Source organism: Sphingomonas spermidinifaciens (assembly GCF_002351485.1).
Classification (GTDB): Bacteria; Pseudomonadota; Alphaproteobacteria; order Sphingomonadales; family Sphingomonadaceae; genus Sphingomonas; species Sphingomonas spermidinifaciens.
Genome location: NZ_NWMW01000002.1, coordinates 955,973 through 972,560, shown reverse-complemented (window position 1 = coordinate 972,560; position 16,588 = coordinate 955,973). Strand labels below are relative to the sequence as shown.

The following is a 16,588-nucleotide window of genomic DNA, read 5'->3' as shown; positions in this document are numbered from 1 at the left end:
GTCGCCGAGCGCAGTCGAGGCAGGCTTCTCGCTGCACTCGAAAATGCCCCTCGACTTCGCTCGGAGCGAACGGAGAAGCCTCGTGAGCAAAGCCCCCCTCTCCCCCGCCCTCCGCATGGCGGTGGATTACGGCCCGCTCGCAGTCTTCTTCGCGGTCAACGCGCTCGCGCCCGGCAACGAGATCGGCCGCATCCTTGCCGCGACGGCGGCGTTCATGGTCGCGATCGCCGCGGCGCTGATCTTTTCCTGGGTGAAGGCGGGCCACATCTCGCCGATGCTGTGGCTGTCGGGCGGGCTCGTCCTCGTGTTCGGCAGCCTGACGCTCTATTTTCACGACCGCGTGTTCATCCAGGTCAAGCCGACCTTCGTCTATGCGATGTTCGCGGTGCTGCTCGCCTACGGCCTCGCGACCGGCCGACCGCTGCTCCAGAGCCTTCTCGAAAGCGCCTATCCGGGCCTGTCGGCGCGCGGGTGGCGGCAGCTCACGATCAACTGGACGGCGTTCTTCGCCGTGTCAGCGGTCGCCAACGAGGTCGCGCGCGCATCACTCGACTGGGATCAGTGGGTAACTTTCAAAACTTGGGGCATGATCCCCGCGACGCTGATCTTCACCTTCGCCAACGTGCCCATGCTGCTGCGCCACGGCCTGCAGCTCGAGAAACCGGCGGACGCCCCGGTCCCGCCGCCAGAGGGTTGAGCGGAACGCCCCCGCCGCCCAAGCCGTTGGAAACGCGAAGGAGCTTTCGCGATGGCCGACGAACATACCCGAACCCAGCCCGACCCCAACCTCTCGACCGAGCCGGGCGAGAAGAGCACCGCCGGCGATAGCGGCACAAAGACGCAGCCCGCACCCAATCTGTCGACCGAGCATCAGGCCGAGGGGGATGCCCGCCGCCCCAGCGACACGCTCGACCGCGGCCAGTCCCGGCCGGACTGAGCCCACGCCCGCTTGACCTTGCCAGAACCACGTGCGCTAGAGCCGCGCCAGTTCCGGGAGGCGCATATGGGTGAGCGTATCTATGGCTGTGTCGAGGCGGGCGGCACCAAGTTCGTCTGCTCGCTGGGGAACGACTGGGGCCTGATCAGCGAGCGCGCGCGCATCCCGACGACGACGCCCGAGGCGACGCTGGCGGCGGTCCGCGCCTTCTTCGCGGCGGCATCCGCCGCACACGGCCCGATCGCCGCTTACGGCATCGGCAGCTTCGGCCCGATCGACCGCGACCGCGGCTCCCCTGGCTGGGGTAAGATCCTGCAGACGCCGAAGCCCGGCTGGAGCGGCACGCCGCTTGTCCCCGGCATCGTCGGCGAGGCGCGCGTCCCCATCGGCTTCGACACCGACGTAGCGGCGGCCGCAATGGCCGAGGCGGCGATCGGCGGCATCGGCGGCGTGGTCGTCTATGTGACGGTCGGCACCGGCATCGGCGGCGGCGTGGTGGTAGACGGCGTGCCGCTGGACGGCGAGCGCCATGCCGAGATGGGCCATTTCCGCGTGCCGCGCCATGCCGCCGATCTCGGCTTCGCGGGCCGTTGCCCCTATCACGGCGACTGCCTGGAGGGGATCGCGTCCGGCCCCGCGATCATCGACCGCTGGGGCCGCTCGCTGTCCGAGCTGCCCGAGGATCATGTCGGCCACGACATCATCGCCCAGGCGCTGGCGCACCTGTCGGTCACGCTGATCGCGACCCTGTCGCCGCGCCGCATCGCGCTCGGCGGCGGGGTGCTGCACACCCCTGGCCTGATCGACCGCATCCGGCGCGAGGCACGGGCGATCGACAACGGCTACCTCTTGCCGGGCGAAGCGATCGATGCGGTGATCGCGCCGAGCGCGCTCGACGGCGATGCCGGCCTGCTCGGCGCGCTGATGCTGGCGCGGCGGGCAGCCGAGATGGCCTAATCGCCGCTTTCCTACAGCCTGCAACTCGGCTCACCGTTCGCGGATGGCCGACCGGACGATTCGCGTGGTGCTCGATTTCGAGCGCAGATGTCAGCACGCCGAGATCCGCTGCCGGACCTGTCGCCGCACCGTCATCCTGCCGCCGAAGATGATCGCGAAGGTCTATGGACCGCTGACCCACGTCGCCGATGCGGAGCGACGCTCACGCTGCCGCGAGTGCGGCGGTCGGGGCGCGACGATCAGGGGCGTTTTCCGGGAGTATCACGGCTGAGGCGATGCCGGATGAACAAGCGTGGTAGCGGAGGAGGGACTTGAACCCCCGACACGCGGATTATGATTCCGCTGCTCTAACCAACTGAGCTACTCCGCCCCGACGGGCCTGCCGCATGGCGGCGAGGCGGGCCACATATCGGCCACCCGCCCCCCGGTCAAGCGAACATGTGGCGGCTCAACGCTTCCCAAGGGCCGCCGCGATACCACCACGCCGCCAGCCCGGCGATTGCGAGCGGCCGCGGGCTGAACCCGGCTTCCAGCTCGGCCTTCAGCGCCTTTGCGGCGGCAGGTTCGACCTTGTTCTGGATGGTGACGTGCGGACGCCAGCCGGCCTGATCCTGCGGCATCAGCAGGCCGCGGAACGCATCGGCAAGACGGGCGCGGATCGCCTCGAGCTCGGGGCTCTCGATCCGGAAGGCGGTCCCCCGCCCCAGCGACATGGTGCCGCCGATCCGGGCCTTTGGCGCCGGAATCCCGCGCGTCTCGGCCACCAGCCGCTGCTTGAGTTCGGGCGCGAGGCTCGGCGCGATGTGGTGGAACAGCGTCAGATGGGCGTCGAGATGGTTGCGCTCGGGCGGGAAGTGCGCGCGGCGCAGCCCCGTCAGCCACGCCGTATCCTCCGCCCCGAATAGCGCCGTCACGATGATAGGCGCTCCCGCGGGGGGGATGGGCGCGTCGGCGCCGCTCAAATCTCCACCTGGCTGCCCAGCTCGACGACGCGGTTGGTGGGCAGGCGGAAGAACTCCATCGCGCTTTCGGCGTTGCGCAGCATCCAGGCGAACAGCTTCTCGCGCCAGATCATCATGCCGGGCCGAGCGGAGGGGAGCAGCGTCTGGCGGGCGAGGAAGAAGCTCGTCTCCATCATCCGGAACTCGCCCTCGCAATTGTGGATGCGCTTCAAGGCAGCGGGGACGTCCACCTCCTCCATGAAGCCGTAGCAGAGCACCATGCGGTGGAAGCCGTTCTCCAGATGCTCGAGCCGCACGCGATGGACCTCGGCGACATAGGGCTCGTCGATGACCTTGACGGTCAGCAGGATCACCCGCTCGTGCAGCACCTTGTTGTGCTTGAGGTTGTGGAGCAGCGCATGCGGCACCCCCTCGGGCGTCGAGGTCATGAAGACGGCGGTGCCGGGTACGCGCGTTGCCGAATTGGCGGCCGACTGGATGAACACCTTGATCGGCATCGCACTCTCGCGCAGCCGCTCCATCATCAGCTTGCGCCCCTTCGACCAGGTGGTCAGCAGCGTGAAGATGACGATGCCGACCAGCAGCGGGAACCAGCCGCCGTCGGTCACCTTGAGCATGTTCGACGCGAGATAGGCGCCATCGATGACGAGGAAGGCGGCAAACAGTCCGCCCGCGACGAAGCGATTGAACCGCCACACGCGCCACATCAGCACGCCGAGCATGCAGGTGGTGATGAACATCGTGCCCGTGACGGCGATGCCATAGGCCGCGGCGAGGTCAGTCGAGTTGCCGAAGGTGAAGACCAGCAGCAGCACCATGACCAAAAGCGTCCAGTTGACCGTCGGGATATAGATCTGGCCGACGGTGGTCGCGCTGGTGTGGGTGATGCGCATCCGCGGGATGAAGCCGAGCTGGATCGCCTGCTGCGTGATCGAGAAGGCGCCCGAGATCACCGCCTGGCTGGCAATCACCGTCGCCATCGTCGCGAGGATGACGAGCGGCAGGCGCCATTCGTCAGGGGCCATGCGGAAGAAGGGGTTCTGCGCCGCGCTGGGATCGTTGAGCAGCAGCGCCGCTTGGCCCAGATAATTGAGGATCAGCGCCGGGAAGACGAGGTACAGCCAGGCGATCGAGATCGGCTTGCGCCCAAAGTGCCCCATATCGGCATAAAGCGCCTCGGCTCCCGTGACGGCCAGCACGACCGAACCGAGCGCGAGGAACGCAAGGCCCGGCCGGGTCGCGAAGAACTCGAACGCATAATGCGGCGACAGGGCGAACAGCACCTCGGGCCGGGTCACGATCTGTATGACACCCAGCACCGCCAGCGTCGCGAAATAGACGAGCACAATCGGGCCGAACAGCTTGCCCATTGTCTCCGTGCCCCGCGCCTGGAGCACGAACAGGAAGACGAGGATCGCGGTCGCGATCGGCAGCACGAACGGCGCGAAGCCAGGGTTGACCGTTGTCAGCCCCTCCACCGCCGACAGCACCGAAATGGCGGGGGTGATGACGCTGTCGCCGTAGAACAGCGCGGTCGCGAACACGCCGAGCATGACGAGGCTGGCGGTCCATCCGGCGCCGCCGCTCCGCCGGGTGATGAGCGCGAGCAGCGACATGCTCCCGCCCTCGCCATTATTGTCGGCGCGCATGATGAAGCCGACATATTTGATCGTCACGATCATCACCATCGTCCAGAAGACGAGGCTGACGACGCCGTAGATGAAGAAGGGCTCGACCGGCAGCGGGTGGTGGCCGATGAAGGTTTCCTTCATCGCATAGAGCGGGCTGGTGCCGATGTCGCCGAACACGATGCCGATCGCGCCGACGACCAGACGCCACATCGGCTGGTCGGGGTGGTGGTGCGCGGCGGTCGCCTCGGGAAGAGGTTCGGCGGGGGCGGGGGCGGGGGCGCCGTCGACGGCGGCCGCGCCTTCTGGAGGGGTCACAGGCGCGCGGCTTTCCGAGCGGCCGGCAGGGGCGAGGTCAGCGCAGTGGCGACGGTCCGGTCCATGATCGGCGCGCCGATAGCATTGTGCGCTGCAGCCCGCAACGTGGGCATTTCTCCCCGGCGCCCAAAGAGGGATCAGTCGCAGGCTGGTGGAGGGGGGGGCGCCGCAAGCGATGCGGCCCTGGCATTCCCCTCCACCGCCGGCTGGCGCCGCCCTCCCCCTCGCCGTGGGGGGGATAGGATTTCACCCGCCCAGCATCGCCTCCGCCTCGCCCAGCGTCGGCACCTCGCGCAGGACAAAGCTCGAATTGATCGTGGTGACACCGGGCAGTCGACCCAGATGCTCGCGGTGCAGCCGCTCATAATCGTCAAGGTCGCGCGCAAGGATCGTCAAGCGATAGTCCTGTTGCCCCGAGACGAGCGCACAGCCGACGACCCCGGGGATCGCGCCTACCGCGCGCTCGAAGGCGGCAAGGTCTTCCTCGACCTGAGTCGACAGGGTGATGTCGACCAGCGCCGTCACATGGACGCCGAGTCGCCGTGCTCCTAGCCGTGCGCCATAACCGCGGATCGCGCCCGCCGCCTCGAGCGCCGCGATGCGGCGCGAGCACGCTGATTGGGAAAGGCCACACTGGTCGGCGACGCGCGCCACCGGGGCGCGAGCATCGTCGGCCAGCACGCGCAGGATGGCGCGGTCGATGCGGTCGATCTGCATGGATCACGCCCCTAAAGGACTTTGCGAGCGTGATCCATGCACAAGCGGACGGTCATACGGGTGCCTTTGCACGGACATAGCCTGCGCACCGATGCTAGTATCGGCCGATACTAGACCAGGAGATGAGCGATGCGGATTGGCGTGCCCAAGGAAATCAAGAACCACGAATATCGCGTCGGCCTGACCCCGCCCTCGGTTGCCGAGCTTGTCGCCGCGGGGCACGAGGTCACCGTCGAGACCCGGGCGGGCGGGGGCATCGACTTCGAGGATCAGGACTATGTCGCCGCCGGCGCGCGCATCGTCGCGACCGCGGCCGAGGTGTTCGCGCAGAGCGACATGATCGTGAAGGTCAAGGAGCCTCAGCCGCAGGAGATCGCGCTGCTTGAGCCGCGCCACACGCTCTTCACCTATCTCCACCTCGCCGCCGACAAGCCGCAGGCCGAGGGGCTGATGAAGTCGGGGGCAACCTGCATCGCCTATGAAACCGTCACCAGCGACTCGCGCAGCCTGCCGCTCTTGAAGCCGATGAGCGAGGTCGCGGGCCGCATGTCGGTGCAGGTCGGCGCGCACTATCTCGAGAAGGAACAGGGCGGCCGCGGCGTGCTGCTCGGCGGCGTTCCGGGCGTGGCGCCGGCGCGCGTCGCGATCCTCGGCGGCGGCGTTTCGGGCGTGAACGCCGCGCAGATGGCGGTCGGCATGCGCGCCGACGTGACGATCTACGACATCAACAACGATCGCCTCGCCGAACTCGACATGTTCTTCTCCAGCCAGATCAAGACCGCCTATGCTTCGAAGGCGGCGATCGCGGCGGCGGTGAAGAACGCGCACCTCGTCATCGGCGCGGTGCTCGTCCCCGGCGCGGCGGCGCCCAAGCTCGTCACGCGCGAGATGGTGAAGACGATGAAGCGCGGTTCGGTGATGGTCGACATCGCCATCGACCAGGGCGGCTGCTTCGAGACGAGCCATGCCACTACGCACGAGGATCCGGTGTTCGAGGTCGATGGCGTGATCCACTATTGCGTCGCCAACATGCCCGGCGCGGTTGCGCGTACCAGCGCCTTCGCGCTCAACAACGCGACGCTGCCCTTCGCGCTCCGCCTCGCAAATCTGGGCGCGGAGGCGGCGATGAAGGCTGACCGGCACCTCGCCAACGGGCTCAACGTCTACCAGGGCAAGATCGCGTTCAAGGCAGTCGCGGACGATCTCGACCTGCCCTATCAGCCCTGGACCGCATGACCGGAACACATTGAGAACATCGTGCGTTGGCCACGGCGAAGGAGATTTCCCGTGGCCGACCCGCAAAACCCCAAGACCGAGCCATTCTCGAACGCCGAGAAGGACCCCGACGACTGGACGACCGGCGACGAGCCCATGACCGGCGCCCAGGCGAGCTATCTGAAGACGCTGAGCGAGGAAGCGGGCGAATCGTTTGACGACTCGCTGACCAAGGCCGACGCGTCGAAAGCGATTGACGCGCTGCAGGCGAAAACCGGTCGCGGAACCGGAACCTAGATTCCAGTCTTGCAACCTCTCCCTCGCTCATGGTTTGATACAGCAAACCATAAGCGTTGGAGAGTCGTCATGGGTCTGTCGAGCGTCGATCCCGTCACCAAGCTCGAACTGCACGAGGTGCTGAGCCGCTATTGCTGGGCGCTCGATCATCACGATGCGGGTGAATGGGAGCAGCTGTTCACCGTAGATGCGCGCTTCGCCAAATGCGGCATGGACACGATCGAGGGCCGCGCGGGGATCATGCGCGTGCCCGACGACATTCAGGCGCGCGGGCACGGCAACTGGCGCCACCATTTTACCAACATCATCGTCGATCGCGCGGCGAGCGGCCGCGAGATGAAAGTCCGCGCCTTCCTGACCATCCGCGACTGCCTGACGGGCGATCCGGTGGCCTCTGCGGACTGCGTGATTCTCATGCGCCGCACCGATCATTGGCGCATCGCCAGCTTCGAGGGCGTATCGGTCTGCAAGGGGGCCGGCCTGCCTCGTGCGAGCGTGGGCGAGGCAGAGGTGAGGGTCCACTAGCAACGCCGTACCCCCGGCGTAAGCCGGGGTTCAACTGCGGCACGTCAGGTAAGGCGCGACACGCTCCTATCAGCGGGGCGCAACTGGACGCCGGCCTCCGCCAGGGTACGTCAAGCAAACCTCCCCGGGACGGGGAGGATCAGGTGAGTCCCTTCGCCTTCAGCCACTCGTCATTGTAGAGCGTGGAGAGGTACCGGAATCCGGTGTCGCACAGGATCGTCGCCACACGCGCGCCCGGCCCGATGTCGCGCGCCAGCCGCACGGCGCCGGCGACGTTGATCCCTGACGACAGGCCGAGGCACAGCCCCTCCTCGTCAAGGAGGCGGCGAACCCACTCGTAACCCTCGGCGTCGGAGATGCGATACTGTGTGTCGATCGGCGCGCCTTCCAGATTGGCGGTGATCCGCCCCTGCCCGATCCCCTCGGCGACCGAAGACCCTTCCGACTTCAGTTCTCCATGCGCGTAATATTCGTAGAGAGCGGCGCCATGCGGGTCACTGAGCGCGATACGGATGTTCGCGTCCTTCTCCTTGAGGCCGAGCCCCACCCCCGCCAGCGTACCACCGGTCCCCACCGCGCAGGTGAAGCCGTCGACCCGCCCCTCCATCTGCTCCCAGATCTCGGGCGCGGTGCCGACGATGTGGGCGCGGCGATTGGCGATATTGTCGAACTGGTTGGCCCAGACCGCGTTCGGCGTCTCCTCGGCGATGCGGCGGCTGGTGTGGACGAAATGGCCGGGGTTCGAATAGGGCGCGGCGGGCACGAGCACGAGCTCGGCGCCAAGCGCGCGCAGCGTGTCCATCTTCTCGCGGCTCTGCGTCTCGGGCATGACGATGATCGTCTTATAGCCCTTGGCATTGGCGACCAGCGCGAGGCCGATGCCGGTGTTCCCCGCCGTCCCCTCGACAAAGGTGCCGCCGGGCCGGATCAGCCCCTTCTCCTCGGCATCCTCGACGATGAAGCGGGCAGCGCGATCCTTCACGCTCGCGCCCGGATTGGCGAACTCGCACTTGGCGAAGATCTCGGCATTCGCGGCCTCGCTCGGCCCCTTCAGCCGGACGAGCGGAGTGTTACCGATGAGCGCGATCGTGTCTGCGGCGATATGCATGGGCGGGAGATAGGCGCCGCCGCCCGCCCCGCCAAGCAAGCATCGCTTTCCGGGACGATCGGCCGCCTTCCCCCGCCCCGCGCTTCGCGCTAGGCCCCGCGCATGGCCACCGCTGCCCCCGCCCCGACCGCCCCGCCGCGCAAACTCTCGAACCTCCTCGTCGTCTGGCGCTTCACGCAGCGCTATCCGCTCCAGCTCGCCTGCGCGGTTCTCGCGCTGCTGGTCGCGGCGACGGCGACGCTCTACATCCCGCGCACCTTTCAGCTGGTCGTCGACAACGGCTTCGCGGGCGGCGACGCGGCGGCGATCGCGCCCTATTTCCACCGGCTGCTGATGGTCGTGGCGGTGCTCGCCTTTGCGACCGCCGCGCGCTTCTGGTTCGTTTCCTGGCTGGCCGAACGGACGGTCGCCGACATGCGCGTGGCAGTGCAGCGGAACCTCCTTCGCCTCGCGCCGCGCTGGTTCGAGGAGAACCGGCCGTCGGAGATCGCCAGCCGCCTGACCGCCGACACTGCGATCGTCGAGCAGATCGTCGGATCGACCGTATCGGTCGCGCTTCGCAACCTCCTCGTCGGCGTCGGTGGCACCGTTTATCTCTTTGCGCTCAGCCCCAAGATCGCCGGTTATCTCATCCTCGGCCTGCCGCTGATCGTGCTGCCGATCTTCCTCTTGGGCGCGCGCGTCCGGCGGCTGTCGCGGTCGAGCCAGGACCGGGTGGCAGACATTGGCGCAACCGCCAACGAAGCGCTGGGCGCTATGAAGATCGTTCAGGCGTTCGGGCAGGAAGGGCGCGAGGCCGACCGCTTCGCCGCCGCGGTCGATCGCGGCTTCGCCACCGCCAAGGCGCGGTTCGGCACGCGCGCGATGATGACTGCGCTCGTTATTCTCCTCCTCTTTGGCGCGGTCACGCTCATCATCTGGGAAGCGGTCGCCGACGTCGCGTCGGGCCGGAGCACCGGCGGATCGATTACCGCGTTCGTACTGACCGCCGGCCTCGTCACCGGCGCGTTCGGCGCGCTGATCGAGGTCTACGGCGATCTCCTCCGCGCCTCCGGCGCCGCCGCGCGGCTGGCCGAGCTGCTCGCCGAGACGCCCGACATTGCCGCGCCGGCGAACCCGCAGCCGCTGCCGCAACCGGCGCAGGGGCGCGTGTCGTTCGATCGCGTCACCTTCCGCTATCCGACGCGCCCCGAACATGCCGCGCTCTACGATTTCACGCTCGACGTGGCAGCTGGCGAGACGGTCGCCGTCGTCGGCCCCTCCGGCGCGGGCAAGTCGACGCTCTTTCAGCTTGCCGAGCGCTTTTACGACCCGGAAGCGGGCGAGGTGCGGATCGACGGCATCAACGTCGCCCATGCCGATCCCGCCGACGTGCGCGCGCGCATCGCGATGGTGCCGCAGGAGACGGTGATCTTTGCCGCCTCGGCCCGCGACAACCTGCGCTACGGCCGCTGGGACGCGAGCGACGAAGCGATCTGGGAAGCCGCCGAGGCGGCCAACGCCGCCGAGTTCCTGCGCACGCTCCCTCAGGGCCTCGACACCTTCCTCGGAGAGGGCGGCGCTCGACTGTCGGGCGGGCAGCGCCAGCGGATTGCGATTGCGCGCGCGCTATTGCGCGACGCGCCGATCCTGCTCCTCGACGAGGCGACCTCGGCGCTCGATGCCGAGAGCGAGCGGCTGGTGCAGGACGCGCTCGAGCGGCTGATGGCGACGCGCACCACGCTCGTCATCGCTCACCGCCTCGCCACCGTGCGCAACGCCGACCGCATCGTCGTTATGGAGAACGGCCGGATCGTCGAGACCGGCACCCATTCGGCGCTCGCCGCGAACAGCGGGCTTTACGCGCGGCTCGCGGCGCTGCAATTCAATGAGGTTGCATAACGAAACTGATCGGGAGCGGAACATGGATCGCGAGTTCGACGTCATCGTCTATGGCGCCACCGGCTATACGGGGAAGCTCGTGGCCGAATATCTGGCGAAGCGCGATCCCGCTCCCCGCTGGGCAATGGCAGGCCGCTCGCTCACCAAGCTCGAAGCGGCGCGGGCCGAGGTCGGCGCGCCGGCCGACACCCCGCTGATCGTCGCCGGCGCCGACGACCCTTCCGCGCTCAAGGCGATGTGCGAGCGGACGAAGGTCGTGCTGACCACCGTCGGCCCCTATCAGTTGTACGGCGAGCCACTCGTCGCCGCCGCCGCGCATACCGGCACCGGATATGTCGACCTGTGCGGCGAACCGGCCTGGATGCGTGCGATGATCGACAAATACGATGCCGATGCGAAGGCGTCGGGCGCGCGGATCGTCTTCTCCTGCGGCTTTGACTCCATCCCCTTCGACCTTGGCGTCTATGAGGCGCAGCGTGCGGCCAGCGCGAAGTTCGGCCGCCCCGCCCCTCGCGTGAAGGGCCGCATCCGCAAGATGCAGGGCACCTTCTCGGGCGGCACCTTCGCCAGCGCCAAGGCGACGATGGCCGCCGCCGCCCGCGACCCCAGCATCCTGAAGCTGATGCTCAACCCCTTCGCGCTGACGCCGGGGTTCGAGGGGCCGTCGCAGCCCACCGGCATGCTCCCCGAATACGACGCCGCGGTCGGCGCCTGGGTCGCGCCGTTCGTCATGGCGACGATCAACACCAAGAACGTCCACCGCACCAACGCGCTCGCCGGCCACGCCTATGGCACCGACTTCGTCTATGACGAGATGATGATCGCGCCGGGCCTGGGGGAACTCGGCAAAGCGGCGGCCGAGGCGATCACCAAGATGAATCCGATCGGCGGCGACAAGGGGCCGGCGCCCGGCGAAGGGCCGACCCGCGAGGAGCGAGAGGCAGGCTTCTACGACCTTCTCTTCATCGCCGAGATGAGTGACGGCGATCGCGCCGAGGCAGTGGTGACCGGCGACATGGACCCCGGCTACGGCTCGACGTCGAAGATGATCGCGGAAACGGCGCTCCTTCTGGGCGAGACCGGAAGCGAGGGCGGTGTCTGGACGCCGACGGCGCTGCTGGGCGAGCGGCTGCGCGACCGGCTGGCGGCGAAGGCGGGTCTGACCTTTCGGGCGGGGTGAAGGCCTCGGAGGAAAGCCCTACCGGCAATCCTCGGCCACGCGCAGGATCTCCGGCCAGGCGGGAATGACGAGCGGCCGCGGGCTAACACCCTCCACCACGAAACGGCCGCGGCTAAAGCCCATCGCGTCGAGCAGGCCATCACGCGCGGGCAGTCGCACCGACACGCCCCCCGTTCCCGGCGTCAGCGCCAGCGTGCGCGCGGTGCTGCTGGTCCGCACGACCGCGCGGGTGCCGCTCCCCTGAAAGGTGAGGGTCACGCTCGCGCTCGTCCGGTCGCAGGAGAGAGTCGCGACCCCCGCTCCGAATCGCGCCACCGACCCGCCGGGCACCGCGGCATAGCGCCAGTTCCCCGGCGTCAGCGGCCAGTCGCGCCAGTCGCTCGACGCGGGGGGTGGTGGCGGCGGGGCGGGCACGGGGACGGGCGCAGGGGTTGGCCGGGGCGCCGGCGGGGGGCTGGGCAGCGGCCGGGACGGCGCGACGCACCCCGAGATGGCGAGGAGCGGCAGAACGGCGAGGAGGGCGGTACGCGACATATCGCGCCTTATGCGGGCGCCGGCGCCCGCGTTCAACCGCCCTCCGCCGCGCCGACAAGGCCATCGGCCGGACCAATTGGTACGATGCCCGTCGGATTGATGTCGGGATGGCTGCGATAATAATGCGTCTTGATGTGGTGGAGGTCGATTGTCGATGCGACGCCGGGCAGCGCGGCAATGCGGGCGGCGAAATCTGAAAGGCGCGGATAATCGACCAGCCGCCGCCAGTTGCATTTGAAATGACCGTGATAGACGGGATCGAAGCGCACCAGGGTCGTGAAGGTGCGGATATCCGCCTCGGTCAACTGACCGCCGGCCAGCCATTCGCGCCCGTTGAGCCGCGCCTCCAGCCAGTCGAGGGTTGCGAAGACCTCTCGCGCAGCTTTCTCATACGCCGCCTGCTTCGTCGCGAACCCGGCACGATAGACGCCGTTGTTGAGGCCCGGATAGACGCGTTCGTTCACCGCATCGATCTCACCTCGAAGCTCGGCGGGATAGAAGTCGCCCGCTACCGCGCCCAGATCGTCAAACGCAGTCGAGAGCATCCGCAGAATGTCGGCGGACTCGTTGCTGACGATCGTCCGCTCGTGCTCGTCCCACAGCACCGGCACCGTCACCTTGCCCGTCATCTCGGGTCGCGCGCGGGTATAGAGCTGATGGAGATGGTCGAGGCCGTAGAGCGGCTCGCCGGTCCCGCCATAGGTTTCGGCGAAGCTCCAGCCGTGCTCGCCCATAACCGGACCGACGACGGTGACGGGGATCAGGTCTTCGAGCTGCTTGAGCGCGCGCACGACCAGCGTTCGATGCGCCCAGGGACAGGCAAGGCTGACATAGAGGCGATAGCGGCCGGGCTCGGCCCGCCATCCCTTCTGACCGTCCGGGCCCGGTTCGCCATCGCGCGTCAGCCAGCCACGAAAGCCGCTGTCCGCGCGTTCGAACTCGCCCTTGTCGTTGGTCGGCGCGACCGCGTCGCCGCTTGTCCATTTGCCGTCGATCAGCTTGCCCATGCGTCCCTAACGCAGTCAGGCTAGTTCCGCTCCGGCAGCGCGATCTCGAACAATCGCGGCCAGTCCTTGCCCGTGACGAAGAGTCGCCGGCCTTTCTCGTCCCATGCAATGCCGTTGAGCACCGCTTCGGGATCGGGCGCGGCGACCTCGCGCGCCAGCGGGGTGAGATCGAAGCGGCGGGCGACGCAGCCCGTCCTCGGGTCGATCGCGACGATAACGTCGCTGTGCCAGACATTGGCGAAGACCTGCCCGTCGACCCATTCGAGCTCGTTGAGCTGCGGCAGCGGCGTGCCCGCCAAGGTCACGCGGACGCGGCCCGTCTCCGCGAAGGTGGTGGGATCGTGGAAGATCAGGCTGTCGCTGCCGTCCGAGCGAATCCAGCGTTTGCCGTCAGTGGTCAGCCCCCAACCCTCGCCCGCATAGCGGAAACCGCCAAGCGGCCGGAACGTGTCCGCGTTGAAGCGGGGGGCATAGCCGTTCGTCCAGGTGAGCACGACCAGCTCGTCGCCGATGCGTCCCAGCCCCTCGCCAAACTGGCTTTGATGCAGCGCGCGCCGTGCAAGCACGCGGCCCGTACGCAGGTCGATCCTCCGGAGCTCCGACTCGCCATATTGCCCGGTCGTTTCGAGCAGTGCTCCCTCGTGGAAGATCAGCCCCTGCGTAAACGCGCGCGGGTCGTGCGGCATCCGCGCGACGATGCGCACGGGCTCGAGCGCGGGCACGGGACAGGTGGCAGCGGGCTCCGCCTCCTGCGCCCGTGACGGGGCCAGGAACGCCGCGCATGAAAACGCCGCGCCGGCAAGAACCGACGCGGCGATATTCAGGATCGTCGCGGCGCGCACGTGGGCGTGCCCTTCGACCGGCCGGTTACTGAACGGGGTTCAGGTTCACCGCGGCGTACTTGCCGCGACGATCGACCTCGAGCTCGAACTCGAGCCGGTCACCCTCGTTGAGCGTCGGTAGACCTGCGCGCTCGACGGCCGAGATGTGGACGAACGCATCGGGCTGGCCGTCATCGCGCTGAATGAAGCCGAAGCCCTTCATCGCGTTGAAGAACTTGACCGTGCCCGACGAACGCTCGCCGGTCAGCTGGCGCTGCGGACCACCGGCGCCACCGCGCGGCCCGGCATCGCGATCGCCGCGCGGCGCACCGCCGCCGGTGACCGGAAGCGGCTCGCCCTCGATCTTGAGTTCGGTGGCCGAGATGCGGCCGCCGCGATCGACGAGCGTGAAGCCCAGCGGCTGACCCTCGGCCAGGCCGGTGAGGCCCGCCTGCTCGACCGCGGAGATGTGGACGAACACGTCCTCGCCGCCATCGTCACGGACGATGAAGCCGAAGCCCTTCTGGCCGTTGAAGAACTTGACGACGCCCGTACCCTCGCCGACGACCTGCGGGGGCATGCCGCGGCCACCGCCGCCGCCACCGCCGAAACCACCGCCGCCGAAGCCGCCACCGCCGCCGCGATAACCGCCGCCACCGCCGCCGAAACCGCCGCCGCCGCCGCCATAGCCGCCGCCACCGCCGAAGCGGTCGCCGCCGCCGAAGCCGCCGCGATCGCCGAAGCCGCCACCGCCGCCGCCGAACTCATCGCCGCCGAAAAAGTCGCGCTTGTCCTTGCCGCCGCGGCCACCGCGGCCACCGCCGCGCCCTCGATCGAAACTCATGCCCTGTTCGTCTTCCCGGTTCGCCCGTTGCAATCCCTTAACCCCAAGCGCCGGACGAATAACGCAGGTGTTCCAGCGCCCGGAAACCGCGCGCTTCTTGTCAGGACATAACCGATAAACGCCGCCACCGCGAACGAAATCGTCGCAGAAACGTCGTTTATCCGGAACCAAGCATTGCGCCGGGCTTTCGTCGCGGCGAAAGCACAGGTCATGGAAAACATCTCCGCTCTTCTTGCCGACCCCGCCGCATGGGCCGCTCTCGTCACCCTCGTGGTGATGGAGGTGGTGCTCGGCATCGACAACCTGATCTTCATCTCGATCCTGTCGAACAAGCTGCCCGAGGCCGATCGGCAGAAGGCGCGGCGAATCGGCATCGGGCTGGCGCTCGTCATGCGGTTGCTCCTGCTGACCGCGATCGCCTGGATCGTCGCACTGACGGCGCCGGTCTTCGACCTCGGCATCACCGGGCCGCTCGGCGCGCATGGCGAGCCGAGTTTCGAGACGCAATTCTCGTGGCGCGACCTCATCCTGATCGCCGGCGGCCTGTTCCTGATGTGGAAGGCAACGAAGGAAATTCACCACACGCTCGACGGCGGCGAAAGCGAGGAACTGCTCGACAAGACGCGCAGCGCGGTCGAGATCGGGTTCACCGCCGCGATCGTACAGATCATCCTCCTCGACATCGTCTTCTCGATCGACTCGATCCTGACCGCGGTCGGCATGACCGAGCATGTCGAGATCATGTATGTCGCTGTCATCGCCGCGGTGACGGTCATGCTGATCGCCGCCGATCCGCTCGCCAACTTCATCAACCGCAACCCGACAGTGGTGATGCTGGCACTCGGCTTCCTCCTGATGATCGGGATGGTGCTGATCGCGGAGGGGTTCGGCGCGCATATTCCCAAGGGCTATATCTACACGGCGATGGCGTTCTCCGCCGGGGTGGAGATGCTCAACATCTTCGCCCGGCGGCGGCGTGAGCGGGCGAAGGCCGGGCATTGAGCCCGGCCCCGGCTTTGCCTATGGGCCGGCGATGACCGTTCATTTCCATGAGGAAGACTTGCCCGCGCGCGTCTTCGCCCCCGGCGCCTCAATCGCCGTCGATACCGAGACGATGGGCCTGATCACCCCGCGCGACCGGCTCTGCGTCGTGCAGCTGTCGGATGGCGGCGGCGACGAGCATCTCGTCCGTTTCGCGCCCGGCAGCAACTATGCCGCGCCCAATCTGCGTGCGGTGCTCGCCGATCCCGCGCGGTTGAAGCTCTACCACTTCGCCCGCTTCGACGTGGCGGCGATCCGCCATTATCTGGGGGTCGTCGCGGCGCCGGTCTATTGCACCAAGATCGCCTCGCGGCTGGTGCGTACCTATACCGACCGCCACGGCCTCAAGGAGCTGGTGCGCGAGCTGCTCGGCCAGGACATCTCGAAGCAGCAGCAATCCTCGGACTGGGGCGGCCCCGACCTGTCGGACGCGCAGAAGGACTATGCCGCCTCCGACGTGCGATTTCTCCACGCGCTCAAGGCGGAGTTCGACAAGCGGCTTGCGCGCGAGGGGCGGACGGCGCTCGCCCAGGCGTGCTTCGACTTCCTGCCCGCGCGCGCCGAGCTCGACCTTGCCGGCTGGCCCGAGGTCGATATCTTCGCCCACGCCTGACCG

At 68.1% G+C, this 16,588-nt stretch carries 19 protein-coding genes and 1 tRNA gene; 11 read left to right on the top strand and 9 right to left on the bottom strand.

Annotated features, from left to right (window positions below):
- Window positions 1-115: 115 nt before the first annotated feature.
- The 4 genes from COC42_RS14650 to COC42_RS14635 all read left to right on the top strand — a co-directional run bounded on the left by COC42_RS14650 (window position 116) and on the right by COC42_RS14635 (window position 2,165).
- Window positions 116-697 carry an inner membrane-spanning protein YciB gene (locus tag COC42_RS14650; RefSeq protein ID WP_096344005.1) on the top strand — a complete coding sequence of 194 codons (582 nt, stop codon included), beginning with the start codon at window positions 116-118 and terminating at the stop codon, window positions 695-697.
- Between the two features lie 51 nt (window positions 698-748).
- On the top strand, window positions 749-937 hold the full coding sequence (locus COC42_RS14645; RefSeq protein ID WP_096344004.1) for a hypothetical protein: 189 nt from the start codon (window positions 749-751) through the stop codon (window positions 935-937).
- 66 nt (window positions 938-1,003) lie between these two features.
- Window positions 1,004-1,894, top strand: coding sequence for an ROK family protein (locus tag COC42_RS14640; RefSeq protein WP_096344003.1), 891 nt, complete (start codon window positions 1,004-1,006; stop codon window positions 1,892-1,894).
- 43 nt (window positions 1,895-1,937) lie between these two features.
- Window positions 1,938-2,165: a hypothetical protein gene (locus COC42_RS14635; protein WP_096344002.1), complete on the top strand. Its 228-nt coding sequence runs from the start codon at window positions 1,938-1,940 to the stop codon at window positions 2,163-2,165.
- A gap of 22 nt (window positions 2,166-2,187) precedes the next feature.
- Here the strand turns inward: COC42_RS14635 and COC42_RS14630 are convergent.
- From COC42_RS14630 to COC42_RS14615, 4 genes are all read right to left on the bottom strand, one after another.
- A tRNA-Met gene (locus COC42_RS14630) sits at window positions 2,188-2,264 on the bottom strand.
- Window positions 2,265-2,322: 58 nt separating this feature from the next.
- Window positions 2,323-2,835: a 2'-5' RNA ligase family protein gene (locus tag COC42_RS14625; protein WP_096344239.1), complete on the bottom strand. Its 513-nt coding sequence runs from the start codon at window positions 2,833-2,835 to the stop codon at window positions 2,323-2,325.
- Between the two features lie 17 nt (window positions 2,836-2,852).
- Entirely contained in the window at window positions 2,853-4,697 is a 1,845-nt protein-coding gene (locus COC42_RS14620) for a potassium transporter Kup (protein ID WP_096344240.1), read from the bottom strand.
- Window positions 4,698-5,048: 351 nt separating this feature from the next.
- Complete coding sequence (locus COC42_RS14615) at window positions 5,049-5,519, bottom strand: Lrp/AsnC family transcriptional regulator (RefSeq protein WP_176484697.1); 471 nt, start codon at window positions 5,517-5,519, stop codon at window positions 5,049-5,051.
- A 129-nt stretch (window positions 5,520-5,648) separates the two neighbouring features.
- Here COC42_RS14615 and ald point away from each other — a divergent pair, with 129 nt between their 5' ends.
- The 3 genes from ald to COC42_RS14600 all read left to right on the top strand — a co-directional run bounded on the left by ald (window position 5,649) and on the right by COC42_RS14600 (window position 7,556).
- A complete protein-coding gene (gene ald / locus COC42_RS14610) occupies window positions 5,649-6,755 on the top strand; it encodes an alanine dehydrogenase (RefSeq protein ID WP_096344001.1) in 1,107 nt (368 codons plus the stop codon).
- 51 nt (window positions 6,756-6,806) lie between these two features.
- Complete coding sequence (locus COC42_RS14605) at window positions 6,807-7,031, top strand: DUF3072 domain-containing protein (RefSeq protein WP_096344000.1); 225 nt, start codon at window positions 6,807-6,809, stop codon at window positions 7,029-7,031.
- Window positions 7,032-7,100: 69 nt separating this feature from the next.
- On the top strand, window positions 7,101-7,556 hold the full coding sequence (locus tag COC42_RS14600) for a nuclear transport factor 2 family protein (protein WP_096343999.1): 456 nt from the start codon (window positions 7,101-7,103) through the stop codon (window positions 7,554-7,556).
- A 139-nt stretch (window positions 7,557-7,695) separates the two neighbouring features.
- On the opposite strand, the gene COC42_RS14595 is transcribed toward COC42_RS14600, so the two are convergent.
- Window positions 7,696-8,664 (bottom strand): cysteine synthase A, encoded by a 969-nt coding sequence (locus tag COC42_RS14595; RefSeq protein ID WP_096344237.1) that lies wholly within the window; start codon window positions 8,662-8,664, stop codon window positions 7,696-7,698.
- A gap of 102 nt (window positions 8,665-8,766) precedes the next feature.
- Here COC42_RS14595 and COC42_RS14590 point away from each other — a divergent pair, with 102 nt between their 5' ends.
- Both COC42_RS14590 and COC42_RS14585 read left to right on the top strand, forming a co-directional pair.
- Entirely contained in the window at window positions 8,767-10,545 is a 1,779-nt protein-coding gene (locus COC42_RS14590) for an ABC transporter transmembrane domain-containing protein (RefSeq protein ID WP_096343998.1), read from the top strand.
- A gap of 22 nt (window positions 10,546-10,567) precedes the next feature.
- Entirely contained in the window at window positions 10,568-11,725 is a 1,158-nt protein-coding gene (locus COC42_RS14585; RefSeq protein ID WP_096343997.1) for a saccharopine dehydrogenase family protein, read from the top strand.
- Window positions 11,726-11,743: 18 nt separating this feature from the next.
- Here the strand turns inward: COC42_RS14585 and COC42_RS14580 are convergent, their stop codons facing one another.
- From COC42_RS14580 to COC42_RS18120, 4 genes are read right to left on the bottom strand one after another with little or no spacing between them, the layout of a single operon-like run.
- Complete coding sequence (locus COC42_RS14580) at window positions 11,744-12,259, bottom strand: hypothetical protein (protein ID WP_096343996.1); 516 nt, start codon at window positions 12,257-12,259, stop codon at window positions 11,744-11,746.
- Window positions 12,260-12,291: 32 nt separating this feature from the next.
- A complete protein-coding gene (locus tag COC42_RS14575) occupies window positions 12,292-13,266 on the bottom strand; it encodes a glutathione S-transferase family protein (RefSeq protein WP_096343995.1) in 975 nt (324 codons plus the stop codon).
- A gap of 20 nt (window positions 13,267-13,286) precedes the next feature.
- Entirely contained in the window at window positions 13,287-14,108 is an 822-nt protein-coding gene (locus COC42_RS14570) for a glutaminyl-peptide cyclotransferase (RefSeq protein ID WP_245844170.1), read from the bottom strand.
- A gap of 25 nt (window positions 14,109-14,133) precedes the next feature.
- On the bottom strand, window positions 14,134-14,931 hold the full coding sequence (locus COC42_RS18120) for a cold-shock protein (protein WP_096343994.1): 798 nt from the start codon (window positions 14,929-14,931) through the stop codon (window positions 14,134-14,136).
- A gap of 210 nt (window positions 14,932-15,141) precedes the next feature.
- Between COC42_RS18120 and COC42_RS14560 the strand changes: the two genes are divergently transcribed.
- Together COC42_RS14560 and COC42_RS14555 are read left to right on the top strand one after the other, a co-directional pair.
- A complete protein-coding gene (locus tag COC42_RS14560) occupies window positions 15,142-15,933 on the top strand; it encodes a TerC family protein (protein WP_096343993.1) in 792 nt (263 codons plus the stop codon).
- Between the two features lie 31 nt (window positions 15,934-15,964).
- On the top strand, window positions 15,965-16,585 hold the full coding sequence (locus COC42_RS14555) for a ribonuclease D (protein WP_096343992.1): 621 nt from the start codon (window positions 15,965-15,967) through the stop codon (window positions 16,583-16,585).
- Window positions 16,586-16,588: the final 3 nt, after the last annotated feature.

What these genes read in the sequence shown, in the direction of transcription:
- COC42_RS14650 (WP_096344005.1), top strand. Translation starts at nt 116, where the DNA reads ATGGCGGTGGATTACGGCCCGCTCGCAGTCTTCTTCGCGGTCAACGCG.
- COC42_RS14645 (WP_096344004.1), top strand. Translation starts at nt 749, where the DNA reads ATGGCCGACGAACATACCCGAACCCAGCCCGACCCCAACCTCTCGACC.
- COC42_RS14640 (WP_096344003.1), top strand. Translation starts at nt 1,004, where the DNA reads ATGGGTGAGCGTATCTATGGCTGTGTCGAGGCGGGCGGCACCAAGTTC.
- COC42_RS14635 (WP_096344002.1), top strand. Translation starts at nt 1,938, where the DNA reads ATGGCCGACCGGACGATTCGCGTGGTGCTCGATTTCGAGCGCAGATGT.
- COC42_RS14620 (WP_096344240.1), bottom strand. Translation starts at nt 4,697, where the DNA reads ATGTGGCGTCTGGTCGTCGGCGCGATCGGCATCGTGTTCGGCGACATC.
- COC42_RS14615 (WP_176484697.1), bottom strand. Translation starts at nt 5,519, where the DNA reads ATGCAGATCGACCGCATCGACCGCGCCATCCTGCGCGTGCTGGCCGAC.
- ald (WP_096344001.1), top strand. Translation starts at nt 5,649, where the DNA reads ATGCGGATTGGCGTGCCCAAGGAAATCAAGAACCACGAATATCGCGTC.
- COC42_RS14600 (WP_096343999.1), top strand. Translation starts at nt 7,101, where the DNA reads ATGGGTCTGTCGAGCGTCGATCCCGTCACCAAGCTCGAACTGCACGAG.
- COC42_RS14595 (WP_096344237.1), bottom strand. Translation starts at nt 8,664, where the DNA reads ATGCATATCGCCGCAGACACGATCGCGCTCATCGGTAACACTCCGCTC.
- COC42_RS14590 (WP_096343998.1), top strand. Translation starts at nt 8,767, where the DNA reads ATGGCCACCGCTGCCCCCGCCCCGACCGCCCCGCCGCGCAAACTCTCG.
- COC42_RS14585 (WP_096343997.1), top strand. Translation starts at nt 10,568, where the DNA reads ATGGATCGCGAGTTCGACGTCATCGTCTATGGCGCCACCGGCTATACG.
- COC42_RS14580 (WP_096343996.1), bottom strand. Translation starts at nt 12,259, where the DNA reads ATGTCGCGTACCGCCCTCCTCGCCGTTCTGCCGCTCCTCGCCATCTCG.
- COC42_RS14575 (WP_096343995.1), bottom strand. Translation starts at nt 13,266, where the DNA reads ATGGGCAAGCTGATCGACGGCAAATGGACAAGCGGCGACGCGGTCGCG.
- COC42_RS18120 (WP_096343994.1), bottom strand. Translation starts at nt 14,931, where the DNA reads ATGAGTTTCGATCGAGGGCGCGGCGGTGGCCGCGGTGGCCGCGGCGGC.
- COC42_RS14560 (WP_096343993.1), top strand. Translation starts at nt 15,142, where the DNA reads ATGGAAAACATCTCCGCTCTTCTTGCCGACCCCGCCGCATGGGCCGCT.
- COC42_RS14555 (WP_096343992.1), top strand. Translation starts at nt 15,965, where the DNA reads ATGACCGTTCATTTCCATGAGGAAGACTTGCCCGCGCGCGTCTTCGCC.